We start from the raw sequence: 25894 nt of genomic DNA, 5'->3' as shown, positions 1-25894 counted from the left end.
GCCCGGCACAGCCCTAAAAGGGCTGTGCCGGGTCTTTGCGATAAGGGTCACACTTTAGGTGCGTGGTATCGGGCAACCAACGTTTGAGGTCGACTGTCTTCTGATGGTGTGAACGAGAAGTCAATTCCTGACGTATCCGTGATCATCGGTGCATACGAGGCGATGCCCTATCTGATCCGTTGTCTTGAATCGGTGGAGGCACAGACCATCGGTGCCGACCGGATCGAGATGGTGGCAGTCGACGACGGTTCGACCGACGGAACCGGCGAGTACCTGGAGGAGTTCGCGGCCCGGTCCGCGGTCGCGACCCGGGTGATCAGGCAGGCGAATTCCGGTGGCCCCAGCGGGCCGCGCAATGTGGGTCTCGGTCTGGCCCGGGGCCGCTATGTCTTCTTCCTCGACGCGGACGACTATTTCGGTGACGAAGCCCTGGAGCGGATGGTCGCGATGGCCGACCGGGCGCATACCGATGTGGTGCTCGGCAAGGTGGCCGGGGTCAACCGTGGAGCGCCCATGTCGATGTGGACAGCCACCAGGAGCCGTGTCGACATATACAACTCCAAGATTATTTACACGCTGAGTGCGCAGAAACTCTTCCGGCGTGAACTGCTGGAGCGAATCGGCCTGAGATTCGACGAGGAACTCAGGACCGGCGAGGACGCGCTCTTCACCATGGAGGCGTATCTGCGCGGCGCCGGAGTCTCCGTCATCTCCGACTACACTTGCTACCACCTGGTCGGCCGGGACGACGGAAAGCACGTCACCAGGAGTGGCACCTATCTGTGGCGCTTCGATTCCATGCGGGCCATGATGGCGCTCATCCACCGGCTCGAGCCAGCCGGGCCGAAGCGCGACATCCTGATGATCCGGCCCTTCACGATCGGGATGCTCCAGCAGTTCGGGCCCGTCTTCCTCCGGGACTCGGAAGAGGTCCGGCGCGACAAGATGGAACTCGCGGCGCCGCTCATGGACGTGTACTGGAACGACGGCGTGGCACGCCTGATCAAGGTCGCCGAGAGGCTGCGGCTCGCCGCTGTCGCGCGGGGCCGGTCCGACGTGCTGGTGGACGTGCTGACGTACTTACGGCAGAAGTCCGTTCCGGACGTGGTCCGTTCGGGCAAGGGCGACCGGGTCTTCCTCGCGTACCCGCACTTCCGGGACCGGTCGAGCGGCCTCTCGGACTCCGATTTCGAGGTCACCGTGCCCGACTGGCACGGCGGCGAGCGCATCGAGAGCCCCGTGGCGGCGGCCCGCAGGATGTCACGGTCGCGGCGCGCCGTGCGGCGTTTGCGGCGGGCCGTACGGCGCTGGAGGGCACGGCTCGTCACAGGCTGAGCGGGCCTGTCCCGGCCCGGCTTCCGACGTGTGTCCCCGGCTCGTTCACAGAGTTGACGTACGACGAATTGCGCAGCAATTTTCAGTAAAATCGGCAATAGTTGCAGCTGCGACAAGACCGATATCTCCCCCATGAGGACTGGTCACGTGAAGGCTCTCGTACTATCCGGAGGGGCCGGTACCCGCCTGCGGCCCATCACGCACACCTCGGCCAAGCAACTGGTGCCCGTGGCGAACAAGCCCGTGCTGTTCTACGGGCTGGAAGCCATCGCGGAAGCGGGGATCACCGAGGTCGGCATCATCGTGGGCGACACCGCCCCGGAGATCCGCGAGGCCGTCGGCGACGGTTCCCGGCTCGGCATCGAGGTCACCTACATCCCGCAGGACCAGCCGCTCGGCCTCGCCCACGCGGTGCTGATCGCCCGTGACTTCCTGGGGGACGACGACTTCGTCATGTACCTCGGCGACAACTTCATCGTCGGCGGGATCACCGGTCTGGTGGAGGAGTTCCGCACGGACCGGCCCGATGCGCAGATCCTGCTGACCCAGGTACCCAACCCCACCTCCTTCGGTGTCGCGGAGCTCGACGCCGAGGGCCGGGTGGCGGCGCTGGAGGAGAAGCCGAAGGAACCCAAGAGCGATCTGGCGCTCGTCGGTGTCTATCTCTTCACCCCCGCCATCCACGAGGCCGTCCGCTCGATCGAGCCCTCCTGGCGCGGTGAACTGGAGATCACCCACGCCATCCAGTGGCTGATCGACCAGAAGCGCGACGTCCGCTCCACCACGATCCGCGGGTACTGGAAGGACACCGGCAACGTCACCGACATGCTGGAGGTCAACCGGACCGTCCTGGAGACCATCGAGCCGTCCCACGAGGAGGCCGACGTCGACGAGGGGAGCGAGATCATCGGCCGGGTGCGGATCGAGGCGGGCGCCAAGGTCAGTGGCAGCCGCATCGTCGGACCCGTGATCATCGGCGCCCGGTCGGTGATCAGCGGCGCGTACGTCGGCCCGTTCACCTCGGTCTCGGAGGACTGCCGGATCGTGGACAGCGAGATCGAGTACTCCATCGTTCTGCGGGGCGCCTCCGTCGCCGGTGTCCGCCGCGTGGAGGCGTCGCTCATCGGCCGTGACGTCGAGGTGACCCCCGCCCCCCGTTCCCCGTCCGCCCACCGACTCGTGCTCGGCGACCACAGCAAGGTACAGATCTCTTCATGACCACCAACATTCTGGTGACCGGCGGCGCCGGCTTCATCGGCTCGCACTACGTCCGTACGGTGCTCGGTCCCGAAGGCCCCGGCGACATCGCCGTCACGGTGCTCGACAAGCTCACCTACGCGGGCAACCCGGCCAACCTCGACGAGGTGCGCGACCACCCCGGTTTCGCTTTCGTGCAGGGAGACATCTGCGACACCGAGCTGGTCACCAAGCTGATGGCCGAGCACGACCAGGTGGTGCACTTCGCCGCCGAGTCCCATGTGGACCGCTCCATCGACGGCGGCGCCGAATTCGTCCGTACGAACGTCGTGGGCACCCACACCCTGATCCACGCCGCGCACCTGGCGGGCATCAAGACCTTCGTGCATATCTCCACCGACGAGGTCTACGGCTCCATCGACGAGGGCTCCTGGCCCGAGACCGACCCGCTCGCGCCCAACTCGCCCTACTCCGCGGCCAAGGCGTCCAGCGACCTGATCGCGCTCTCGTACCACCGCACCCACGGCCTCGACGTGCGGGTGACCCGCTGCTCCAACAACTACGGGCACCACCACTTCCCCGAGAAGGTCATCCCGCTCTTCGTCACCAATCTGCTGGACGGCAGGACGGTCCCGCTGTACGGCGACGGCGCCAACGTCCGCGACTGGCTCCACATCGACGACCACGTCCAGGGCATCGAACTGGTCCGCACGAAGGGCCGGGCCGGCGAGGTCTACAACATCGGCGGCGGCACCGAGCTCTCCAACAAGGAGCTCACCGGCCTGCTGCTGGACGCCTGCGGCACCGACTGGGACACCAGCGTCACCTACGTCGAGGACCGCAAGGGCCACGACCGCCGCTACTCCGTCGACTGCACCAAGATCCGCGAGGAGCTCGGCTACGAGCCCCGCACGGACTTCCGCACCGGCCTCGCCGAGACCGTGCAGTGGTATCGCGACAACCGCGCCTGGTGGGAGCCGTTGAAGGACCGGGCCGCCCTGTGAGCGCCGTCTGGCTGGTCACCGGAGCCGCCGGGATGCTGGGCCGGGACGTCCTGGCCCGGCTCGCCGGTGAGGACGTCACCGTGGTCGCTGCGGACCGGGCGGCCATGGACATCGCGGACCCCGATTCGGTGCGCGCCGGCTTCGACGCGCACCGCCCCGCCGTCGTGGTGAACTGCGCCGCCTGGACTGCCGTTGACGACGCCGAGTCCCAGGAGGAGGCCGCGCTGCGGGTCAACGGCACCGGCCCCGGCGTCCTCGCCGCGGCCTGCCGCGAACACGGTGCCGTCCTCCTCCAGGTCTCCACCGACTACGTGTTCGCCGGGGACGGCGAGAAGCCCTACACCGAGGACGGCCCCACCGGACCGCGCAGCGCCTACGGCCGCACCAAACTGGCCGGCGAGCGGGCCGTGCTGGACACCCTGCCGGACACGGGTTACGTGGTCCGCACCGCCTGGCTGTACGGCGCGGGCGGCGGAAACTTCGTCCGTACGATGATCAAGCTGGAGGGCGTCAAGGACACCCTCGACGTGGTGGACGACCAGCGCGGACAGCCCACCTGGACCGTCGATCTGGCGGACCGTCTGGTCCGGCTCGGACAGGCCGCCCTCGCGGGCACCGCCCCCGCGGGCGTCTACCACGGCACCAGCGGTGGCGAGACGACCTGGTTCGGCTTCACCCGGGAGATCTTCCGGCTGCTCGGTACCGACCCGGCACGCGTCCGCCCCACGACCAGCGAGGCCTTCCTACGGCCGGCTCCCCGGCCCGCTTTCAGCGTGCTCGGGCACGATCGCTGGGCGACGGCCGGGATCGAACCGATCCGGGACTGGCGGGCAGCGCTGGACGAGGCATTTCCGGCACTCCTTGCGGCAGAGCGGCCGTGATCGCCAAATGATCGTCCCGGTGGTCAAATTCTGGCGAATTCAAAAGTTCTGAACAACAAAGGTTTAGCTGGGGGAGAACGCTTACATCACGGTGCGCTCATGCGGTAACTTCGCCGGGGACCAGACCAGTTGGTTTCCTTCGAAGGGCCGCTCCACGTGAACCGCCATGACTTTCTGCGTCAATTGCACCGCGTCTACCGTCCTCGGAACTATTTGGAGATCGGGGTCAACGACGGCAGGAGCCTGGCCCTCTCGCGAGTGCCGTCCGTCGCTGTCGACCCCGCCTTCCGTGTCGTGACGGACATCAGCTGTGACGTCCACCTGGTCAAGGCGACGAGCGACGCCTTCTTCGCCCGCAAGGACCCGTTGCTGCACCTGCGCAACGGCCGCAACCCGTTCCGCGCCCTGGCCCGCCGTGATCCGCTCAATGTGCTCGGCGGAGACCCGAAGCTGGAGCTCGCCTTCATCGACGGCATGCACCTCTTCGAGTACGCCCTGCGCGACTTCATGAACGTCGAGAAGCACGCCCGCTGGTCGAGCGTGATCGTGCTGGACGACATGCTGCCGCGCGATGTCGACGAGGCGGCCCGCGACCGGCACACCGACGCCTGGACGGGAGATGTCTACAAGGTGGCTACCGTACTGCGGCGCTTTCGCCCCGACCTGACGGTGATCGAGGTCGACACCCGACCCACCGGTGTCGCGCTGATCTTCGGCGCCGACCCGGACAGCACGGTGCTGAAGAACGCGTACGACGAGATCATCGAGGAATACGTCGTACCCGACCCGCAGAACGTCCCCGACGAGCTGCTGGTACGCAAGAACGCCGTACAGGCCGAGGGGTTGCTCGAAGCCGACTTCTGGCCCTCGCTGGTCCGTGCCCGCAACCTGCGCCGCCCGCGCTCGGCCTACGCGCCGCTGCGCCGCCGGATCGAGGCGCTGACCGGCTGAGCCGAGGGCGCCGGACGAGGATGCAGGGGTCCGACATCACGTCGGGCCTCTCCCGCGTACTCGCGATAATCTGATACGTACATATTCCCATTCCCAGGGCGATGAGACGCCGGGGCCTTCCTCCTCTTGTTGGGGCTAACTGCATGTCCGTCAAGGTCAGCGTCGTCATCCCGGTGTACAACCCGGGTGAGTACATCGAGGACTGCATCACCTCACTGCTTCGGCAGAGCCTTCCGGACGACGAGTACGAGGCCATCTTCGTCGATGACGGCTCCACCGACGCCACCCCGGCGCGGTTGGACGAGATCGCCGCCAAGTACCCGCACATGCACGTTATCCACCAGGAATCCTCGGGATGGTCGGGCAAGCCCCGCAATGTCGGCACCGCCGCGGCCAAGGGCGAGTTCGTCATGTACGTCGACAACGACGACTGGCTGGGTGACGAGGCGCTGGAGCGCATGTACAACTACGGCGTCGAGAACGAGGCCGACGTCGTCATCGGCAAGATGGCCGGCAAGGGCCGTCCGGTGCCGGTGGAGCTCTTCCGCGTGAACCATCCGCGCGCCGACGTCTCCAGCGCCCCGCTCATGACCAGCCTCACGCCGCACAAGATGTTCCGCAAGGAATTCCTGGAGAGCAAGGGCATCAGCTTCCGCGAGGGCCGTCGGCGTCTGGAGGACCACGTCTTCGTGGTCGAGACGTACCTTCGGGCCTCCAACATCGCGGTTCTCAGCGACTACCTGTGCTACTACCACATCAAGCGTGAGGACGCCTCGAACGCCGGTTTCCAGCGCTTCGACCCGGTCGGCTACTACAACAACCTCCGGGAAGCCCTCGACATCGTCGAGAAGTACACGGAGCCCGGCACGCTCCGCGACAACATGTTCCGCCGCTGGCTGCGCAACGAGATGGTCGAGCGCCTTCGCGGCAAGCGTCTGCTGGCGTTGCCGGAGGACTACCGTCAGGAGCTGTACACCGAGATCCGGGGCGTCGTCACCGAACGGTTCGGACCCGGTGTCGCGCGGGGGATGCAGCCCACCCAGCAGATAGTCGCCGCGCTCGTCGTGGCCGACCGCCTCGCCGACATCGAGGAACTGGCCCGCTGGGAGGCCGGGATCAAGCCCACCGGCTTCCTGGAGTCCCTGAAGTGGGACGCCGGGCGGCTCGAGGCAGGCTTCACCGCCGAGTACCAGACCGACGGCGAACCGATGACCTTCCGGACCGAGGGCGAACAGGACCTGCTGAACCTGCCGCTGTCGCAGGACGCCCTGGACGCCGTCGTGGCTCTCGGCGCCAGTCCTCTCGCGACCGCCGCCAGGGCCAAGGTCGATGTGGTCGTACGGGAACGGACCACCGCCGCGGAGTTCTTCCAGCCAGTCGAGTTCACCCGTGAGCGCATTCCCTCCGACGACGGGACCACGTTCCGGCTGGTGCTTCGGGCCGAGGCGACGATCGACCCGGAGTCCGCGGCCAACGGCGCACCGCTGGGCGACGGCATATGGGACGTCCTGATCCGGATCAGCTCGTGCGGCTGGACCAAGGAGACTCGCCTCGGATCGGCCCGTGCCGAGGGTGTGGAGACCGGCCGACACGGTGCCCTGAGCGGTGAGCCCCGACGGCTGGTCCTGCCGTACTGGACCGAGCCGTACGGCAATCTCTCCCTCGACGTGGACTTTGCCACCAGCCGGTTCGACCGGGACCTCAAGAGCCTCACCCCGAAGGACACCGTCCTGGCGGACGGCCGGATCGAACTGCCTGTCCCCCTCGCGATGAACGGCACCGTCGGTACCGAGAGCGCCCGGCTGCGTTACAAGACCCTGTCCGGCGGGAGCACGGCCGAGACCGTCGCGACTCTCACGGCCGGCCCCACCGCGGCGGTCCTGTCCGCACACCTCCCGGACGGGCTGGGCACCGGACGTTTCTGGAGCATCGAGATCGGCCTGCCGTCCGCCCGACGCGGCAAGCCGCGCTGGGCCAAGCTTCCGGTCGCCGTCGCTGTCGCCGCCGACGCAACGATGTCCGTGATCACGGCGGCCGCCGCGGCCAAGAAGTCCCCTGCTCCCGCACCGAAGAGGTCCCTGGTACGGCGCGTGGCCGGACGTATCAAGCGGACCCTGTTCAAGTAGCCCCTCCGCTGCGCAGCCGACGACAACGACCGGCGTCACCTTGCAGTGAGAAGACCGGCAGCACCTTGCAGTGAGAAAGCAGAACAGCATGCGACCTCTGTCCATCGAAGGCGCCTGGGTCCACGAGCCGAAGGTGTTCCCCGACGACCGCGGCAGCTTCCACGAGTGGTTCCGCGGCGCGGATTTCCGTGCGGCCACGGACCAGGACCTCAGCCTGGTCCAGGCGAACTGCTCGGTGTCCCGCCGAGGGACCCTGCGCGGTCTCCACTTCGCCGATGTGCCACCCAGCCAGGCCAAGTACGTCAAGTGCGTACGCGGCGCCGTCCTGGACGTCATCGTCGACATCAGGGTCGGTTCCCCGACCTACAAGCAGTGGGAGATCGTCCGCCTCGACGACCGGAACCACCACGCGGTGTATCTCTCGGAAGGCCTCGGCCACGCCTTCTTCGCCCTGAGCGACGACGCGACCGTGATCTACCTCTGCTCGGAGGGATACGCGCCCGAGCGGGAGCACGGCATCAATCCGCTCGATCCCGAACTGGCCATCGCCTGGCCCGAGGACATCGAGCCGTTGCTCTCCCCCAAGGACGAGCAGGCGCCGACGCTCGCCGAGGCCGAGCGGCAGGGGCTGCTGCCCCGCTACGAAGACTGCGTCGCCTTCCGCGAGCAGCTGCGCGCGCGCTGAGCCACGTACGGGATGCGCGGCGGCGCGGGTCGCGCATCCCACGCTGCGGAACGGACGGACGTACCGCCCGGCCGCTGGCGTAGATTGCCAGGGCCGGGCGGAGCCGAATCATTGGGGATGTACGTGTCAGGGGCAAGGCAGGGCGTCGCAGAGGCCCGCAGGATCGTGGTCAAGGTCGGTTCCTCATCCCTCACCACCGCGGCCGGCGGCCTCGACGCGGATCGCGTCGACGCGCTCGTCGACGTGCTCGCCAGGGTGAGGAGCGGCGGGGAGCGCGAGATCGTCCTCGTTTCCAGCGGCGCCATCGCGGCCGGACTCGCCCCGCTCGGGCTGCTCCGCCGGCCCAAGGACCTGGCCAGGCAGCAGGCCGCGGCCAGCGTCGGCCAGGGGCTGCTCGTCGCCCGTTACACCGCTTCCTTCGCCCGGTACGGCGTGCGCGTCGGCCAGGTGCTGCTCACCAGCAACGACACCAGCCGCCGCGCCCACTACCGCAACGCCTACCGCACCCTCGACCAGCTCCTGGACATGGGCGCGCTCCCGATCGTCAACGAGAACGACACCGTCGCCACCGACGAGATCCGGTTCGGCGACAACGACCGGCTCGCCGCGCTCGTCGCCCATCTCGTCCGCGCCGATCTCCTGGTCCTCCTCTCCGACGTGGACGGGCTGTACGACGGCGATCCGAGCACCCCGGGCAGCTCACGGGTCGCCGAAGTGGCCGGGCCCGAGGACCTCGCGGGTGTCACCATCGGCAGCGCGGGCAAGGCAGGCGTCGGCACCGGCGGCATGGTCACCAAGGTCGAGGCAGCCCGGATCGCCACGGCTGCCGGCGTCCCCGTCGTCCTCACCTCGGCGAGCCGGGCCGCCGACGCCCTGGCCGGACGCGACACCGGTACGTACTTCCACCGCACCGGACGACGGTCGGCGGACCGGCTGCTCTGGCTCGCCCACGCCTCCACGCCGCAGGGCTCGCTGACCCTCGACGACGGCGCCGTGCAGGCGGTCGTCGAACGGCACAGCTCGCTACTGCCCGCCGGAATCGCCGCGGTCGACGGCGAGTTCACCGCGGGCGACCCGGTAGAGCTGCGCGACCTCGAAGGCCGCCCCGTGGCCCGCGGACTCGTCAACTTCGACGCCAAGGAGATCCCGCAGCTGCTCGGCCGCTCCACCCGCGACCTGGCGCGCGAACTCGGTCCGGCATATGAGCGCGAGGTCGTACACAGGGACGATCTCGTCCTCCTGCACCCCTGACAGACGCCCTGAAACGGCTGAAAGTCCAGCCTCGGGGCGGAGACCTTCACGAAAACCGCCCCAACCTCGGCCGCGGACTGGTCAACTTTGTCACGGGGACACAGCGGGGTACAGCACAGCAAACGCATTCACAGGAGGCCGCCGGTGAGACGAGCGCGCCCGGGGGCGCCGCCCCGAGGAACGGGTGGCCGGGCCCTGACCAGTGTCGGAGCAGGTGCCGGCTTCGACGGGAGACGGTCCGACGAAAGACGGTCCATGGACCGTGCGGACGACCGGACCACGCGGTCCGAACCGGCCGGAGCGGAGGAGGAACGGACCACGTCGAGACTCTGGCACATCACGCTCAGTGTCTCGGGCACCGCGATTCCGCTGGAGGAGGTCAGACGCGGGCTCGAACAGCTCGCGCACGACCACCCCTTCCTGCTGACCAGCCGGTACGCCAACGACCACGCGGAGATCCGCTACTGGGAAGAGGCCCGCGATCTGCACGACGCGGCGGCCGTCGCGCTGCGGCTCTGGGGAGAGCACCGCTCCACCGCCAAGCTTCCGCCCTGGGAGATCGTCGGCCTGGAGGTCATCGACCGCGAGACGTACCACCAGCGCGTCGCCGAGGGATACGGACCGCCCCCGGCCGCCCCGGTCGGCGTCCACCCGTACTGAGCACGGCGACGGCCCCGGGGCGGTCGTTTTCGGGCGGCTGTCTTCGGAGCTGGTCGTCCTCGGGGTGGTCGTCCCGTGTCACGGAGCAGTCCCGGGGGCGGTTCCGGGGCGGCTGTCCTCCATACATGTCGGGGTCGGGAACGGCCTCGGGGCAGTTGTCTCGCATCACGGGATACGTGAGGGGTGCCCGCAGTGGGCGCACTACTCTGCGGGCATGACCACGTTCTCGCCGTACGACAACATGTCCCCGGTCGCCCAGGCCGCCTACCGGGCACGCTCCGCCGCCGCCGATCTCGCGCCGCTGCCGCGCGCGGCGAAGGACGATGCGCTGCTGGCGATCGCGGACGCGCTGGAGGTGCGGACGAGCGAGATCGTCGCGGCCAACGCCGAGGACGTCGCCCGCGCCCGCGAGGCCGGGACCAGCGAGTCGATCGTCGACCGGCTCACCCTCACGCCGGAGCGGATCCGCGCCATCGCCGCCGACGTGCGGGACGTGGCGGCGCTGCCCGACCCGGTCGGCGAGGTCGTCCGCGGCTCGACCCTGCCCAACGGCATCGATCTGCGACAGGTCCGGGTGCCGCTCGGCGTGGTCGGGATCATCTACGAGGCCCGGCCCAATGTGACGGTCGACGCTGCGGCCCTCTGCCTGAAGTCGGGCAACGCCGTCCTGCTGCGCGGCTCGTCCTCCGCGTACTCCTCGAACGTCGCGCTGGTACGGGTGCTGCGGGACGCCGTCGGGGGCTCCGGCCTGCCGGCCGACGCGGTGCAGTTGGTGCCGGGCGAGAACCGCGACTCGGTGCGGGAACTGATGCGGGCCCGCGGCCTCGTCGACGTCCTCATTCCGCGCGGCGGCGCCTCGCTGATCCGCACGGTGGTGGAGGAGTCCACCGTTCCGGTCATCGAGACCGGCACCGGCAACTGCCATGTGTATGTGGACGCGCAGACCGACCTCGACATGGCCGTCGACATCCTGATCAACTCCAAGGCGCAGCGGCCGAGCGTCTGCAACGCCGCCGAGACGCTCCTGGTCCACAAGGACGTTGCCGCGGACTTCCTGCCGCGCGCCCTGGACGCGCTGGCCGACGCCGGGGTGACCGTGCACGGCGACGAGCGGGTCCTCGAATACGCCGAGGGGTCCAAGGCCACCGTGGTGGCGGCGACGCCGGAGGACTGGGAGACCGAGTACCTCTCGTACGACATCGCCGCCGCAGTCGTGGAGTCGCTGGACGCGGCCGTCGCGCACATCCGGCTCTGGTCCTCCGGCCACACCGAGGCGATCGTCACCACGTCGCAGGCTGCCGCCCGCCGGTTCACTCAACTGGTGGATTCCACGACGGTAGCCGTGAACGCGTCCACCCGGTTCACCGATGGCGGCCAGTTCGGCTTCGGAGCCGAGATCGGTATCTCCACCCAGAAACTGCACGCCAGGGGCCCGATGGGGCTGCCGGAGCTCACCTCGACGAAGTACATCGTCACGGGCGACGGCCACGTGCGGTGACCGTCCGCGTCCGGTGAATGTTGTCGGCTCCCTGCCCAGAACGACCCGGCGGGTCTAGTCTGGAGCGGTGCCGGACGACGTGGGGGGCAGGCCGTTCCCGGACGGCTGGGAGCCCGACGACGACCGCGGGGGCGCGGACGAGGACTTCGCCTCCGTGGTGTTCGACGAGGACTTCGTACGGGCCGCCGAGATCCATGAACCCACCGCCGTCGAGCGGCTGCTGGCTGCTGCGCAGGCGCGTGCCGAGGCGGAGGCGTCCCGGGCGCGAGCCGGCGGCGGGCCGTTGGACGACGAACTCCCCGACGAGGGATACGGGCAGGGTGGCGCATACGACCGCGGGAGCGCCTACGACGACCCGCTGGACCCTGATGACGACGCGTACGGCACCGGCCCCTACGGGCGCCACGGGGGCGCTCTGCGCCCCTACCGGGGTGCTGCACGCTGGCACCGGCCGGTGGCCTGGCTGCTGGCCGTGCTGATGGGCATCGGAATGGTCGCGCTGGCCTTCAGCGCCGTTTACCGCAACAGCTCGGGCAACCGCCAGGCCCCCGCCCCACCGCCCGCCACCACGGGCGTGGACAGTGCCCCTGGCCCCGCCCCCAACGCCTTCCCCTCGGCCTCGGCCGGATATCCCCGCCCCACGGTCTCGGCGGTCCCCCACACCGGCTGACGCCACCGGACGGGCAGAGGCCCCCTGCGTACGCCGTGCCCCGCGCGCTTACGCTCCTGCTGTCCCCGCGTCGCCCGTCCGGTTCCAAGGGCGTCCGGCGCATGTTCCAGGGGATTCCGCGCATGTCCTGGGAAAGCGTCCCTCGAGGGACCTCAGCTCGTCCCGCGCGGGCCCTGGGGACGTCCGGCGCCCATCCTGGGTGCGGTTCTCCGGGCATCCGGGCAACTCTCCGGTGGGTTCTCCGGCGGCTCGGCGTTTACCTCGGTCGTAATCGACCTACCCTGAAGGTGTGACCCCTCTCTACGAGGGGGCTTCTCACTTGTCCGTACATGCGCAGTCATGCGAACTCATGGCGGGCAGGCCCTGTCCGAAGCCACTCGGCCGAAGCAGAGCGAAGCGTTTCGGCCCCGGTCGGTGACGTGGAGTCGGGAGAAGTCATGGCAGACCGTGGAGAACCACCAGAAGGTTCGCCCGAGAACGCGCCGGGCGGCGGTGAGGACGAGTACCGGTCACTCGTTTTCGACGAGTCGTTCGTGCGTGCTGCACGGCTGAAGGAATTCTCCGCCGAGGAACGCATGGGGGACCACGCCCGCGCCGTACGCAGCCTCCCGCCCCGGAGCCTCCGGGCCGGCTCCAGAGCCGCCGTCGCCCTGGTCCTCCTGATCGCCCTGGCCTTCGCGACGGCCGTGTACATGGGCTTCCGCCATCCCTACCAGGCGCCCGTCGGTAGAAGAGCCGAGACGCTCAGATCGACCGTCGTACCCCTGGCCCCCCAGTCCGCCGTGCCCGGCGGAACACCCGCGGATCTTCTTGCGAAGAGCCCCGCCGCGCAGTTCGCAAAAGGTGCCGGAGGCATCAACCTCCCCGCGATCCGGGCGACGGACAACTTCGCGGACAGCCAGGTGGCGGCGGCCCTGACCACGGTCAAGGACTACCTGGTGGCATCCTCGCTCGACCCGGACGTCCTCACCGGCCATGCGGTGCGGCCGGTGGAACTGCTGCTCGCCCCGGACCAGACGGCCCAGTTCGACCGCAGCATGAACCGGCCGGACGACGACGGACAGCATGCCCCGACCGGCTGGCTGGTGCGGTTCGACCCGGCGAAGGTGGCGCTGGCCGGTCCGGACATCCGGGTCCGGGGCACCCTGAGCTACACCGAGACGGGGTCGGACACCCTGGAAGTGGTGTCGGACCACACCTTCACCTACACGCTCCGCCCGGCCGCCCCGGGACCCCAACGGGCGGACGGCGCCTCGCTCTTCACCGTGCGACGCGAGCTGGTCTTCCGCTTCGACCGCGAAGATCTGCGACTGCACCGGCTGGAGGTCCGCACCAGCTACGTCCAGGCCGGACCACAGGCATGCCCGACGGACACCACCGGTACGCTGCGGCCGCTGCTTGCCGGGCAGCGAGCCGTCGCCCACGGCCCTGCGGGCACCGACCCGTATGCAACGGGCCGGCCCACGGCGGCACTGTGCGGAACGCTGACGGTCAGCTCCCCGCAGGCCCCGGCGCAGTCCCCGGTCCGTCAGGGTCCCCAGGCTCCTCTGGCCTCGCAGAGCCCGTGGAGCCGTCCGTAGCGCCGTCCTTGCCGGCCCCGCCACCGCCCTTGCCGGCCCCGCCACCGCCCTTGCCGGCCGTGCCACCGCCCTGGCCGGTGAACTTGTCACGGAGCTTGCCGCCCAGGTCTCCGGCACCGCCCGCTATGTCGCCGACCAGCTTCATCAGCGGGTCCTTGCTGCTGCGCACCGCGTCCGCGTAATGCGTCGCGGACTCCCGGAACGAATCCGTCACCGAGGTGTCCTTGTCCTCGTCGCGCCGCGGGTAGTGGCCGTCCATGATCCGCTGGTAGTCGCGGGTCTCGGACCACTTCTTCAGCTCGGCCGCACGCACCGTGGTGAAGGGGTGCGAACGGGGCAGCAGGTTGAGGATCTTGAGCACCGAATCGCGCAGATCGCCACCCTTCTCGTACTCGTCGGCCTGGGCGAGGAAGGCGTCCACATTCATCTCGTGCAGATGATTGCCGCCCGCGATCTTCATCAGGCCGCGCATCGATGCCTGCAGATCCTGGCCGACGAGCAGCCCCGCCCGGTCGGCCGACAGTTCCGACTTGCGGAACCATTCCCGCAGTGCCGTAACGATCGCCATGATCGCGACATTGCCGAGCGGGATCCAGGCGACCTTCAGCGCGATATTGGTGAGGAACAGCAGGATCGTGCGGTACACGGCGTGGCCGGAAAGGGCGTGTCCCACCTCGTGGCCGATGACGGCCCGCATCTCCTCCTCGTCGAGCAGCTCCACCAGCCCCGTCGTCACCACGATGATCGGCTCGTCGAGACCGATGCACATGGCGTTGGGCTGTGGGTCCTGATTGACGTACATCGGCGGGACCTTCTCCAGGTCCAGGATGTAACAGGCGTCCCGCAGCATCTCGTTGAGATGGACGAACTGGGCGTCGCTCACCCGGACGGAGTCGGAGAGGAAGAGCAGTCGCAGGCTCCGCTCGGGCAGCAGACCGCTCAGTGTCTTGAAGACGGTGTCGAAACCGCTCAGCTTGCGCAGGGCCACCAGAGCCGAGCGGTCCGCCGGGTGTTCGTAGGCCCGGGACGAGATTCCTGCGAAGCGCCTGCGCTGCCTGCTCGGCACGTTCTCGCGGCTCTCGTGGCTACTTTCGGTCATGAATGGGCCCCCTGTTCGTACGAGACGTCGCTCGCCCCCTGACAGATACCAGCCTAGGTGCTGGGGCTACGGTGTGCGGAGGCTGTGGATAACTGAGGAGACGCCCGACATGCCGCAAACCGTTGCTCTGCTCGCCGCCGCATCCAAGGTTCAAGGGCCCGGCAACACGCTCCGCATCGTGCTGCTCGCCTCGCTCGTCGGAGCCGGCCTGCTCGGCTGGTTCCTGCTCCGCGGATACCGCAACAACGACAACAACGACTGAGTCGGCGTGAGCGTGCCCGAGGCGCCCGCATACGATGTGCGCGACGTCTTCCTTCCGACTCCCGATCGATAGGTCCTGCCGAAGATGAGCCTCACGAGCACCGCGCACCAGCTGGTCACTCTCGCCGCCGAGGGCGGCGAACACGGTGGCAACCACCAAAGCCTCACCCCGTTTCTCACCGGAGGCGGTGCGTTCGTCGTGCTGCTGCTCCTGCTGTGGATCACCACTCGTTTCAACCGCGACCGCTGAGGCGGAGGCGTACAGCTGTGCCAGTAGGCTCTGCACGCATGGGAGAGCAGGAAGTGCCTACCGGCCACAGAAAGCGCCGAATCGGCGTGATGGGCGGGACATTTGACCCGATTCACCATGGACACCTGGTGGCGGCCAGTGAAGTGGCCGCCCAGTTCCACCTCGACGAGGTGATCTTCGTTCCGACCGGGCAGCCGTGGCAGAAGAGCCACAAAATCGTCTCCCCGGCCGAGGACCGCTATCTGATGACGGTCATCGCGACGGCGTCCAACCCCCAGTTCTCGGTCAGCCGGAGCGACATCGACCGCAGCGGGCCGACGTACACCATTGATACGCTGCGGGACCTGCGCGCGGTCCACGGTGACGCGGACCTCTTCTTCATCACCGGCGCCGACGCGCTCGCGCAGATCCTCACCTGGCGGGACGCCGACGAACTCTTCTCGCTCTCCCACTTCATCGGTGTGACGCGGCCGGGGCATGTGCTCACGGACCCCGGACTGCCGGAAGGCGGGGTCTCCCTCGTGGAGGTACCCGCGCTCGCGATCTCGTCCACGGACTGCCGGCAGAGGGTCGCGCAGGGGGAGCCGGTCTGGTACTTGGTGCCGGACGGTGTGGTCCGCTACATCGACAAGCGCCAGCTGTACCGCGGCGAATGAGCCACGCAGAGGGGCACCGGTGAACGACCGACAGAACCCGTACGACCCGTACTACCAGCAGCCGCAGATCGTCGGCTACGACGAGTACGGGCAGCCGGTGTACCAACAGGCCGGGCAGCAGGCGTACGACCCGTATGCGCCTCAACAGCCCGAGCAGCCCCAACAGCCTCAGCAGCAGCCGTATGAGGGCGGGCAGACGTACGGATACGACCCGTACACCCAGCCCCAGCAGCCGTACGACCCGTACGGCTCCCAGCTGCCCCAGCAACCGCAGCAGCTTCAGCAACCGCAGCAACCGCAGCAACCGCAGCAACCGCAGCCGCCTCAGCAGCAGACCTACGGCGGCTACGACGGTTACGGCTACGACACCGGCCGGCAGCCCGCCGCGGTCGACACCACCCAGCAGTGGAACATCCCGCAGCAGGCATCCGCGCAGCCCTCGGCACAGCCCCCGACTGCGCCCGCTCCGGCGCCGGTCACGCAGGAGCCCCGGCCGGAGCGCGACGCCGGGGCCGGGCCGGATGCGGCCGTTCCCGGGCAGCGCCGCGCCGACTACCGCACCGAGCAGTTCTCCTTCATCGAGGAGCCCGACGAGGACTCCGAAGACGTCATCGACTGGCTGAAGTTCACCGAGAGTCGCAGTGAGCGGCGCGAGGAGGCTCGGCGCCGCGGCCGCAACCGCATGGTCGCGCTGATAGTCGTGGTGGTCCTGGTGGTGGTCGGCGGTGTGGGCTACCTCTGGTCCGCCGGAAAGATCCCCGGCCTCTCCGGTTCGGAGAAGGGCAACACGGCATCGACGGGCCCGCAGCAGCGGGACGTCATCGTGGTTCATCTGCGCAACACCAAGAACGGCGGCACCTCCACGGCGCTGCTCGTCGACAATGTGACGACCAAACAGGGCACCACGGTCCTGCTCCCCAACTCGCTCGCGGTCTCCGACGACGATGGCGTCACGACCACCCTCGGCAAGTCCGTCGAGGACGACGGCACCACCGGCACCCGCGATTCCATCGACACGCTGCTCGGCACGAGCATCAGCGGTACGTGGCGGCTCGACACCCCCTATCTGGAGACCCTCGTCGATCTGGTCGGCCACATCGAGGTCGACACCGACACCGAGGTGCCCGACACGAAGGCGGGCGCTTCCCCCCTGGTGAAGAAGGGCGAGGCGCAGACCCTGAGCGGTCAGATGGCCGTCGCGTACACCACCTACCGGGCGCCCGGTGAGGCCGAGACGAAGCAGCTCACGCGGTTCGGGGACGTGCTGAGGGGTGTTCTGCGGAAGATCTCGGACGATCCGAAGGCCGCCACGGTCACCGTGCAGACGCTGGCGCAGATCCTCGACCCGTCGCTCCCCGAGAAGGACCTGGGAGCCTCCCTCGCGAAGCTCGCCCAGCGCGCCAAGATCGGCGACTACAAGACGGCCCTGCTGCCGGTGCAGGCCGACGGCACACTCACCGAAGCGGCCACCGAGAGTGTCGTCAAGGACATCCTGGGCGGCACGGTGAAGACGCCGTCCGCCGATGCGACGGTACGGGTCGGAGTCAAGAACGCCACTGGTGACAAGGACGGCACCGAGTCCGCCCGGATCAAGCTGGTCAACGGTGGCTATGCCTTCGTCGGCGGCGGTGCCACGGCCGAGGCCGTGGCACTGTCCGAGATCCTTTACCAGACCGCGGCGGACAAGGAAAAGGCGACGCAGGTCGCCAAGACCCTGGGGCTGCCGACAAGCGCGGTGAAGCAAGGCAAGCCCGCCGCGAACGCGGATGTGTCCGTAGTGCTCGGTCAGAACTACAAGATCAAATGACCGGGGCCGCGCCGGCCGGATGATGTCGATTCGGCCTTCGAACGTTCGCTGTGTGGGCTGTCGGCGGTCCGTGAGACCCTAGGGGTTGATCTGACCGCCGACGAAAGCCTGCTTGTGACCGCCACGGACCGCTCCATCGAGCTCATCAACGCCGCCGCTCAGGCGGCCGCCGACCGGCTCGCGCACGACATCATTGCGTACGACGTCAGCGATGTGCTGTCGATCACGGACGCCTTCCTGCTGGCCTCGGCCCCCAACGACCGCCAGGTCAAGGCGATCGTCGACGAGATCGAGGAGCGGCTCCAGAAGGAGCTCGGCGCCAAGCCGGTACGCCGTGAGGGCGACCGTGACGCGCGCTGGATCCTCCTCGACTACGTCGACATCGTCATCCACGTCCAGCACAGCGAGGAGCGTGTCTTCTACGCGCTGGAGCGCCTCTGGAAGGACTGCCCCGAGATCGCGCTCCCCGAGGACGCCGTCAAGACCCGCGGCAAGGCCGAGGAGCACGCGCAGCTCACCGGCAGCACGGAAGGTGAGCAGAGCTGAACGGCAGCGGAAGCGGCAGGGGCCGCAGGATCGTCCTCTGGCGTCACGGCCAGACAGCCTGGAATCTGGAGCGCCGGTTCCAGGGCTCGACGGACATCGCGCTCACCGAGGCCGGCATCGGGCAGGCCCAGCGGGCCGCCCGGCTGCTCGCCTCGCTGAGGCCGGATGCGATCGTCGCTTCCGATCTGCAGCGGGCGGCGGCCACGGCTGCCGAGCTCGCCGCGATCACCGGCCTCGAAGTCGCGCACGACGCGGGACTGCGCGAGACCTACGCCGGTGCTTGGCAGGGCCTGACCCACGAGGAGATCGTCGGGCAGTACGGCGAGCAGTACGCCGCGTGGAAGCACGGTGAGCCCGTGCGCCGCGGTGGTGGTGAGCTGGAGACCGAGGTCGCCGACAGGGCCGCCCCGGTCGTACTCGAACACGCCGACAAGCTGCCCGACAGCGGCACGCTCGTCGTCGTCAGCCACGGCGGCACCATCCGTACCACCATCGGTCGGCTGCTGGGCCTGGAGTCGCACCACTGGGAAGGGCTCGGCGGGCTCTCCAACTGCTGCTGGTCGGTGCTGGGCGAGGGTGCGCGCGGCTGGCGCCTGCTGGAGCACAACGCCGGCACTCTGCCCGAGCCGGTGCTCGGTGACGACACGTAGCAGTGACGACACCCGGCCGGGGGCTGCCCGTGGGGCGGGCGCGGACGGCGCTCGGAGGCTGCCTCGGGGCGACGTAGGCCGGATTTCACTTTCTGGCTGGTCACAGGCTAAAGTTCTTCTTGTTCGCAGCGCGGAAACGCAGGGAAACACAGCGAGCAGCGGGGCTATAGCTCAGTTGGTAGAGCGCCTGCATGGCATGCAGGAGGTCAGGAGTTCAATTCTCCTTAGCTCCACAATCAGGATCCCGTCCCCAACAGGGGGCGGGATCTTTGCGTTGTCCCTGACCGTTCCACTGGACCGGCCTCCCTGACTGTTCCGTTTGCCCCGACCGTTCCGTTTCGCCCGACCGTTGCCCCGGCCCGCCCCTCTGACCATGTGTCCGGTCACGCCTCCCGGCGTCGCCGCAGCGCCGCGACCTGCTCCTCGCTCTCCTCATCGGTCGGGGTGTAGACCACGATCCGGCACTCCGGCAGCCCATTGACGGACGGCGACACCGAAGTCATCCGTATCTCAGCGGTGGCCGTCCAGTGCCGGAAGGCCTTCACCCGCGACCCCGGCGGGGCGACATCCCCGCTGCGCCACAGCTCGGCGAAGTGCGGGCTGGCGGCCGAGAGGCTTTCGACGAACGATTCCCAGGCGGGCTCGCCCGTATGCGGCCCGTAAGCTCCCCGCAGCGTCGCCACCACGATCGGCAGCTCCTGGGGCCGGTGAACGACGGGACAGGCGTCCTCGGGCACCGTGAACAGCGTCCACAGCGCATTGCGTACGCCCGTTCCCGCTATTTCGGGGATGTCGAACAGGTCGAGGTAGGTGGGGTTGGTGGCCAGGACGTCGTACCGCGTGTTGCAGACCACGGCGGGGTGCGGATCGAGCGCGTCGATGATTGCCCTGGATTTCCGGCCCGACCTCGATCGTGTCGGTCTGTCTGCCGGGGGCGTAGGCCACCTCCGCCAGGTGGTAGAGGTGTTCGCGCTCCGGGGTGTCCAGCCGCAGGGTGCGCGCCACGGCTTCCAGGACCTGCGGTGACGCGTTGATCGGACGACCCTGTTCCATTCAGGTGTACCAGGTGACACCGATGCCGGAGAGCTGGGCGACCTCCTCGCGGCGCAGGCCCGGGGTGCGGCGGCGCAGCCCGGGCGCCATGCCCACATCGGCCGGCGACCCCCGCGCATGGCGGTTGCGCAGAAAGGCCGTGAGCTCCGGTCGCCTCCGGTGTCGGGCCTGTTGATCTTTCGTCACCGAGGTCACACCCCCATCGTCGTTGACTCGTGCGGGAGTTGCCAGGTGCTGTCGGTGCCGGCATCAGCGGGCTCTCGTTACCCGTATCCATCCGGAGTCAGGCTCGACGCCACGACGACGACCGCCGAGACAACTCCACATTCCATAACCAGTAAAGACGTCACCACTGACAAACGCCGGGGGAGAGTGCTCGCCCTGGTCCTCGCGGCTCAGTTCATGGCGCTGCTCGACACCTTCATCGTCAACGTCGCCGCCCCGACGATCAGGAGCGAACTCGGCGCCTTCGGAGCCGGGTTGCAGCTCATCGTGGCCGGCTACACGATCGCGTACGCCGTACTGCCCGTCATCGGCGCCAGGCTCGGCGGACTGCTCGGACACGGCCGGGCCCATCTGGCCGGACTCGCCGTCTTCACCGCCGCCTCGCCGGCCTGCGGACTCGCGGCAGGAACCGGACAGTTGATCACCTTCCGGCTGATCCAGGGGGCGGGTGCGGCGGTGATGATTCCGCAGGTGCTCAGCCTCTTTCAGCGACACTTCACCGGCGAGGCGCGGATCCGGGCGCTCGGTGCCTACAGTGCGGTGCTCGCCACCGGCGCGGCCGCCGGGCAGGTGGTCGGCGGAGTCCTGGTCAGCGCCGATCTGTTCGGCGCGGGCTGGCGGCCGGTCTTCCTGGTGAATGTGCCGATCGGGCTGGTCCTGCTGGTGCTCGGCTTCCGTGTGCTGCCCGGCGAACCGCGTACCGGGGCTGCCAGGATCCAGGCGCGGGCGCGCGGGCTCGATCTGCCGGGGCTGGTACTGCTGGCCGCCGCCGTCACACTGCTGACCGTCCCTCTGGTGCTCGGGCAGGAGTTGGACTGGCCGGTCTGGACCCTGGTCTGCCTGATTGCCGCCGTGGGGTTCTTCATCGGGTTCGCCAGGTACGAGTCACGGCTTGCCGCGCGCGGTGGTGCGCCCCTGATGGCGCCCAGGGTGCTGCGCATCCCGGGTATCGCCCGGGCGGCACTGCGCATTCTCGTGGTGATGGCGGTCAACGCGGGCTTCCTCTTCACGATGACGCTGCATATTTAGGGCGGCCTGGGCTACTCGGCGCTGCGCACGGGGCTGATGTTCGCACCGACCGCGCTGGTATTCGGCGCGATCGGGCTGACCTGGCGCCGATGGCCGGCGCGGCCTCAAAGCGCGCTGGTTCCGGGCGGGTTCGCCCTGGTGGCCATCGGCTCTGTGGCCATCGGGCTGTTGATGCGTGACGGTGGCGACGGCGGTCTCTGGCTGTATGCGGCCTTTGCGCTCATGGGCGGCGGCATGGCGCTGGGCTTCAGCCACACCCTTACGGGGGCGTTGGCGAACGTACGTCCGGAGGATGTGGCTGATGCGAGCGGTGTACTGGTGACCGTCACCCAGCTCGGTCAGCTGCTCGGTGTCGCGACCTTCGGCACGTTCTATCTCAACCGCCTTGATACGTCAGGGATGCAAGGGCCGGGGCACGTCGTGTGGGCATGCGCTCTCGCACTGTCTGCGGCGGCTCTGGTGGGCGTCTCGGCGGGTCTCGTGCGGCGTCGGTGACCGACCGGATATCCGCTGGGCTGCCCCCCTTGCGGGGTCATGGCAGAATCGGACCGCCGGAGGGGGCGACGGACCGAACGGGAGGGAGCGCGCGATGCCTGCGAGCCGTCACGAGGTCCCGGACCTGCTCCTTGTCCCTGAACGCCGTGCCCGGACCGGTCGCCTTGCCGGTGGTCCGCCCCGCGCGGCCCACATGCTCGGCGAGAACGGCGGAATCTCCTGCGTGTGTACTGCCCGTGGCCAAAGCCGGAGCTGACTCATGGGTGCACACAGGCGGAAGTGCGACTGGTGCGGCAGCGGTACGCCCATCGTCAGGGACATGGATCCGATCAATCCGGAGTACCAGTACTGGTGCGAGGAGTGTGCGCGGGCGCTGATCATAAAGGGCGACCCGATCGAGACGTACCGGGAGCTCGAGGGGGAGCCGATCTACGGGCGGCTGCTGGAGGAGCACTGCACTCTCAAGCGCTTCTACTCCTTCGCCACCGCGTGAGCCCTTTGTGTACCGCTGTGTGCACCTTCTGTATGCGCCCCCTCGCGAGCCCCCGCGTTCCGCTCGCCTCGTCCTCTGACCGAGGTGCCGCGAAATTGGTCAAATCCGGGTAGGCGGGAAACGATTTGGTGGACCGGCGGGGTCACCGGTAATGTTCTCGATGTCGCCAGGGGCAAACGGAACCGGGCGGCACGCAGCACGGGGCTATAGCTCAGTTGGTAGAGCGCCTGCATGGCATGCAGGAGGTCAGGAGTTCAATTCTCCTTAGCTCCACAGTGAAGAAATGAGAAGCGGGTCATCCATACAGGGTGGCCCGCTTCTCGTGCATGCGTCCATGGATCGGTCGCGCCAGGACCGGTCCGGGGCCCGTGCGGTACCCTGACGCCATGCGTGCCGTACGCCTTCTGCTTAGCGAGCCGCGCTGATCAGTCCCGACCGGTGAGAATGCCTGGTCGGAATCGGCGCGGCGTCCCCTCCTGTGCGAGGGGATTTTTCGTTTCCGTAGACGTGTGTCCGTAGACGTGGGCGCCGGCAGATGACGATCGATGGAGCTTTGAGGATCATGAGCGAGACGAATTCCGCAGCCGAGACGGTTGCGCCGCACCGCTACACGGCGGCGATGGCCGCCGACATCGAGGCACGCTGGCAGGACTTCTGGGACGCCGAGGGCACGTACGAGGCGCCGAACCCGTCCGGTGACCTGGCGGGCAATCCGGAACTGGCCGCCAAGCCGAAGAAATTCATCATGGACATGTTTCCGTACCCCTCGGGTGCGGGCCTGCATGTCGGTCACCCCCTGGGCTACATCGCCACCGATGTCTTCGCCCGCCACCAGCGGATGACCGGGCACAACGTGCTGCACACCCTGGGCTTCGACGCCTTCGGCCTGCCCGCGGAGCAGTACGCCGTGCAGACCGGCACGCACCCGCGGGTCTCCACCGAGGCCAACATCGAGAACATGACGGCCCAGCTGCGCCGGCTGGGCCTGGGCCACGACAAGCGCCGCTCGTTCGCCACGATCGAGTCGGAGTACTACAAGTGGACCCAGTGGATCTTCCTGCGGATCTTCAACTCCTGGTACGACACCGAGGCCGACCGGGCCCGCCCGATCGACGAGCTGGTCGCACAGTTCGAGAGCGGTTCGCGTCCCACTCCGGACGGCCGTGACTGGAGCGCCCTGAGCGCCGTCGAACGCGCAGACGTCCTGAGCGGGTACCGCCTGGCGTACGCCTCCGACGCCCCGGTCAACTGGTCGCCGGGCCTGGGCACCGTACTGGCCAACGAAGAGGTGACGGCCGACGGCCGGTCCGAGCGAGGGAACTTCCCGGTCTTCAAGGCCAAGCTGCGCCAGTGGAACATGCGCATCACGGCCTACGCGGACCGGCTGCTGAACGACCTGGACGGGCTGGACTGGCCCGAGGCCATCAAGCTGCAGCAGCGCAACTGGATCGGGCGTTCCGAAGGCGCGCGCGTCGACTTCCCGGTCGACGGCGCGGGCGACATCACCGTCTTCACCACCCGCCAGGACACCCTGTTCGGTGCCACCTACATGGTGCTGGCGCCCGAGCACGAGCTGGTGGAGCGGATCACTCCGGCCGCCTGGCCCGAGGGCACCCACGCGGTGTGGACCGGCGGGCACGCGTCCCCGGCCGAGGCCGTCACCGCGTACCGCAAGCTGGCCGCCGCCAAGTCCGAGGTCGAGCGGCAGGCCGAGGCCAAGGACAAGACCGGTGTCTTCACCGGCGCGTACGCGACCAACCCGGTCAGCGGCGAAAAGGTTCCGGTCTTCATCGCCGACTACGTCCTGATGGGTTACGGCACCGGCGCGATCATGGCCGTACCGGCGCACGACGCGCGCGACTTCGCTTTCGCGCGCGCCTTCGAGCTGCCCATGCGCTGTGTGGTCCAGCCGTCGGACGACCGCGGTACGGACCCCTCGGCATGGGACGACGCCTTCTCCTCGTACGAAGCGAAGCTGGTCAACTCCGCCAATGACGAGATCTCGCTGAACGGTCTGGGCGTTGCCGACGCCAAGGCGAAGATCACCGAGTGGCTGAAGGAGCGCGGCGTCGGCGAGGGCACCGTCAACTTCCGGCTGCGTGACTGGCTGTTCAGCCGTCAGCGCTACTGGGGCGAGCCCTTCCCGATCGTCTACGACGAGGACGGCATCGCCCACCCGCTGCCCGAGTCGATGCTGCCCCTGGAGCTGCCGGAGGTCGACGACTACTCGCCGCGCACCTTCGACCCCGAGGACGCCGACACCCAGCCCGAGACCCCGCTGTCCCGGAACGCCGACTGGGTCAACGTCACCCTGGACCTGGGCGACGGCAACGGCCCGAGGAAGTACCGCCGCGAGACCAACACCATGCCCAACTGGGCGGGCTCCTGCTGGTACGAGCTGCGCTACCTGGACCCGTACAACGACGAGAAGCTGGTCGACCCGGCGATCGAGCAGTACTGGATGGGCCCGCGCGAGGGGCAGCCGACCGGTGGCGTCGACCTGTACGTCGGTGGTGCCGAGCACGCCGTACTGCACCTGCTGTACGCACGCTTCTGGTCCAAGGTGCTGCACGACCTGGGACACATCTCGTCCGCCGAGCCGTTCCACAAGCTGTACAACCAGGGCATGATCCAGGCGTTCGTCTACCGGGACAGCCGCGGCATCGCGGTCCCGGCGGCCGAGGTCGAGGAGCGCGACGGAACGTTCTACTACCAGGGCGAGAAGGTCAGCCGCGTCCTGGGCAAGATGGGCAAGTCCCTGAAGAACGCCGTCACGCCGGACGAGATCTGCGCCGAGTACGGTGCGGACACGCTGCGCCTGTACGAGATGGCCATGGGCCCCCTGGACGTGTCGCGGCCGTGGGACACGCGCGCCGTCGTCGGCCAGTACCGGCTGCTGCAGCGGCTGTGGCGCAATGTTGTCGACGAGGAGACCGGCGAGGTCACCGTCATCGACAGCGAGCCGGGCGAGGAGACGCTGCGGGCGCTGCACAAGGCGATCGACGGGGCCGGCCAGGACATGGCCGGGATGCGCTTCAACACCGCCATCGCCAAGGTCACCGAACTGAACAACCACCTGACCAAGGCGGACGGCCCGCTGTCCCGGAGCGTCGCCGAGTCGCTGGTGCTGCTGGTGGCGCCGCTGGCCCCGCACATCGCCGAGGAGCTGTGGCACCGGCTGGGTCACACCGAGTCGGTCGTGCACCAGGACTTCCCGGTCGCCGATCCGGCGTATGTCGTGGACGAGGCCGTGACCTGCGTCGTGCAGGTAAAGGGCAAGGTCAAGGCGCGTCTGGAGATCTCCCCGTCGATCACGGACGAGGAGCTGGAAGCACTGGCCCTGGCCGATCCGGCCGTGGTCGCGGCGCTGGGCGGCGCGGGAATCCGCAAGGTGATCGTGCGGGCGCCGAAGCTGGTCAATATCGTCCCCGCATGACGGCGGTCGTCGCCCCCGCGTGACGGTTGTCGAGCATTCGCCGGTTTTGTGCCGCG

At 68.6% G+C, this 25894-nt stretch carries 21 protein-coding genes, 2 tRNA genes and 2 pseudogenes; 23 read left to right on the top strand and 2 right to left on the bottom strand.

Annotated elements, in window-relative coordinates; genetic code table 11:
- The first annotated feature begins 108 nt into the window (after positions 1-108).
- The 12 genes from OG936_RS10300 (at position 109) to OG936_RS10245 (ending at position 13838) form a co-directional block, all read left to right on the top strand.
- The gene (locus OG936_RS10300) at positions 109-1335 is read left to right on the top strand and encodes a glycosyltransferase family 2 protein (protein ID WP_406494064.1); all 1227 of its coding nucleotides are present in this window, start codon (positions 109-111) and stop codon (positions 1333-1335) included.
- Between the two features lie 147 nt (positions 1336-1482).
- Positions 1483-2553, top strand: coding sequence for a glucose-1-phosphate thymidylyltransferase (locus OG936_RS10295; RefSeq protein WP_406494063.1), 1071 nt, complete (start codon positions 1483-1485; stop codon positions 2551-2553).
- Positions 2550-3536: a dTDP-glucose 4,6-dehydratase gene (rfbB, locus tag OG936_RS10290; RefSeq protein ID WP_406494061.1), complete on the top strand. Its 987-nt coding sequence runs from the start codon at positions 2550-2552 to the stop codon at positions 3534-3536. The genes OG936_RS10295 and rfbB overlap by 4 nt, the downstream gene beginning before the upstream one ends.
- Complete coding sequence (rfbD, locus tag OG936_RS10285) at positions 3533-4417, top strand: dTDP-4-dehydrorhamnose reductase (RefSeq protein ID WP_406494060.1); 885 nt, start codon at positions 3533-3535, stop codon at positions 4415-4417. The genes rfbB and rfbD overlap by 4 nt, the downstream gene beginning before the upstream one ends.
- A gap of 156 nt (positions 4418-4573) precedes the next feature.
- Positions 4574-5368, top strand: coding sequence for a class I SAM-dependent methyltransferase (locus OG936_RS10280; protein ID WP_406494058.1), 795 nt, complete (start codon positions 4574-4576; stop codon positions 5366-5368).
- A 143-nt stretch (positions 5369-5511) separates the two neighbouring features.
- Complete coding sequence (locus OG936_RS10275) at positions 5512-7494, top strand: glycosyltransferase family 2 protein (RefSeq protein WP_406494056.1); 1983 nt, start codon at positions 5512-5514, stop codon at positions 7492-7494.
- An 88-nt stretch (positions 7495-7582) separates the two neighbouring features.
- Positions 7583-8179 (top strand): dTDP-4-dehydrorhamnose 3,5-epimerase, encoded by a 597-nt coding sequence (gene rfbC, locus OG936_RS10270; protein ID WP_406494055.1) that lies wholly within the window; start codon positions 7583-7585, stop codon positions 8177-8179.
- 165 nt (positions 8180-8344) lie between these two features.
- Positions 8345-9430, top strand: coding sequence for a glutamate 5-kinase (gene proB, locus OG936_RS10265; RefSeq protein WP_266752172.1), 1086 nt, complete (start codon positions 8345-8347; stop codon positions 9428-9430).
- A gap of 144 nt (positions 9431-9574) precedes the next feature.
- Positions 9575-10090, top strand: a complete 516-nt coding sequence (locus OG936_RS10260; protein WP_406494053.1) for a hypothetical protein — start codon at positions 9575-9577, stop codon at positions 10088-10090.
- 214 nt (positions 10091-10304) lie between these two features.
- Entirely contained in the window at positions 10305-11588 is a 1284-nt protein-coding gene (locus OG936_RS10255; RefSeq protein WP_266746157.1) for a glutamate-5-semialdehyde dehydrogenase, read from the top strand.
- Positions 11589-11655: 67 nt separating this feature from the next.
- The gene (locus tag OG936_RS10250) at positions 11656-12258 is read left to right on the top strand and encodes a hypothetical protein (protein ID WP_406494051.1); all 603 of its coding nucleotides are present in this window, start codon (positions 11656-11658) and stop codon (positions 12256-12258) included.
- A gap of 437 nt (positions 12259-12695) precedes the next feature.
- A complete protein-coding gene (locus OG936_RS10245) occupies positions 12696-13838 on the top strand; it encodes a hypothetical protein (protein ID WP_406494049.1) in 1143 nt (380 codons plus the stop codon).
- Here the strand turns inward: OG936_RS10245 and OG936_RS10240 are convergent.
- A complete protein-coding gene (locus tag OG936_RS10240; protein WP_406494047.1) occupies positions 13750-14937 on the bottom strand; it encodes a M48 family metallopeptidase in 1188 nt (395 codons plus the stop codon). The two genes, OG936_RS10245 and OG936_RS10240, sit on opposite strands and share 89 nt — an antisense overlap.
- A 109-nt stretch (positions 14938-15046) precedes the next feature.
- On the opposite strand from OG936_RS10240, the gene OG936_RS10235 reads away from it, so the two are divergent.
- The 7 genes from OG936_RS10235 to OG936_RS10205 all read left to right on the top strand — a co-directional run bounded on the left by OG936_RS10235 (position 15047) and on the right by OG936_RS10205 (position 19340).
- Entirely contained in the window at positions 15047-15199 is a 153-nt protein-coding gene (locus tag OG936_RS10235) for a hypothetical protein (RefSeq protein WP_406494046.1), read from the top strand.
- Between the two features lie 84 nt (positions 15200-15283).
- Entirely contained in the window at positions 15284-15448 is a 165-nt protein-coding gene (locus OG936_RS10230) for a hypothetical protein (RefSeq protein ID WP_406494045.1), read from the top strand.
- Positions 15449-15486: 38 nt separating this feature from the next.
- Positions 15487-16104: a nicotinate-nucleotide adenylyltransferase gene (gene nadD, locus OG936_RS10225; RefSeq protein ID WP_383756266.1), complete on the top strand. Its 618-nt coding sequence runs from the start codon at positions 15487-15489 to the stop codon at positions 16102-16104.
- A gap of 19 nt (positions 16105-16123) precedes the next feature.
- The gene (locus tag OG936_RS10220; RefSeq protein ID WP_406494042.1) at positions 16124-17911 is read left to right on the top strand and encodes an LCP family protein; all 1788 of its coding nucleotides are present in this window, start codon (positions 16124-16126) and stop codon (positions 17909-17911) included.
- 114 nt (positions 17912-18025) lie between these two features.
- A complete protein-coding gene (gene rsfS / locus OG936_RS10215; RefSeq protein WP_383756270.1) occupies positions 18026-18457 on the top strand; it encodes a ribosome silencing factor in 432 nt (143 codons plus the stop codon).
- Positions 18454-19107, top strand: a complete 654-nt coding sequence (locus OG936_RS10210) for a histidine phosphatase family protein (RefSeq protein WP_383756505.1) — start codon at positions 18454-18456, stop codon at positions 19105-19107. The genes rsfS and OG936_RS10210 overlap by 4 nt, the downstream gene beginning before the upstream one ends.
- 160 nt (positions 19108-19267) lie before the next feature.
- Positions 19268-19340: transfer RNA gene (locus tag OG936_RS10205), tRNA-Ala, on the top strand.
- A gap of 150 nt (positions 19341-19490) precedes the next feature.
- On the opposite strand, the pseudogene OG936_RS10200 reads toward OG936_RS10205, so the two are convergent.
- A pseudogene (locus OG936_RS10200) lies at positions 19491-20355 on the bottom strand (helix-turn-helix transcriptional regulator).
- Between the two features lie 186 nt (positions 20356-20541).
- Between OG936_RS10200 and OG936_RS10195 the strand changes: the two are divergent.
- From OG936_RS10195 to leuS, 4 genes and pseudogenes are all read left to right on the top strand, one after another.
- Positions 20542-21909, top strand: a pseudogene (locus OG936_RS10195) (MFS transporter).
- Positions 21910-22168: 259 nt separating this feature from the next.
- The gene (locus tag OG936_RS10190) at positions 22169-22402 is read left to right on the top strand and encodes a hypothetical protein (protein WP_015608461.1); all 234 of its coding nucleotides are present in this window, start codon (positions 22169-22171) and stop codon (positions 22400-22402) included.
- A 200-nt stretch (positions 22403-22602) separates the two neighbouring features.
- Positions 22603-22675: transfer RNA gene (locus OG936_RS10185), tRNA-Ala, on the top strand.
- Between the two features lie 289 nt (positions 22676-22964).
- Complete coding sequence (gene leuS / locus OG936_RS10180) at positions 22965-25838, top strand: leucine--tRNA ligase (protein ID WP_406494040.1); 2874 nt, start codon at positions 22965-22967, stop codon at positions 25836-25838.
- Positions 25839-25894: the final 56 nt, after the last annotated feature.

Source organism: Streptomyces sp. NBC_00846, from assembly GCF_045207325.1.
In the GTDB taxonomy this organism is placed as follows: domain Bacteria; phylum Actinomycetota; class Actinomycetes; order Streptomycetales; family Streptomycetaceae; genus Streptomyces.
Note: the sequence above shows the minus strand (reverse complement) of the source record. Positions and strands in the feature narration are given on the sequence as shown.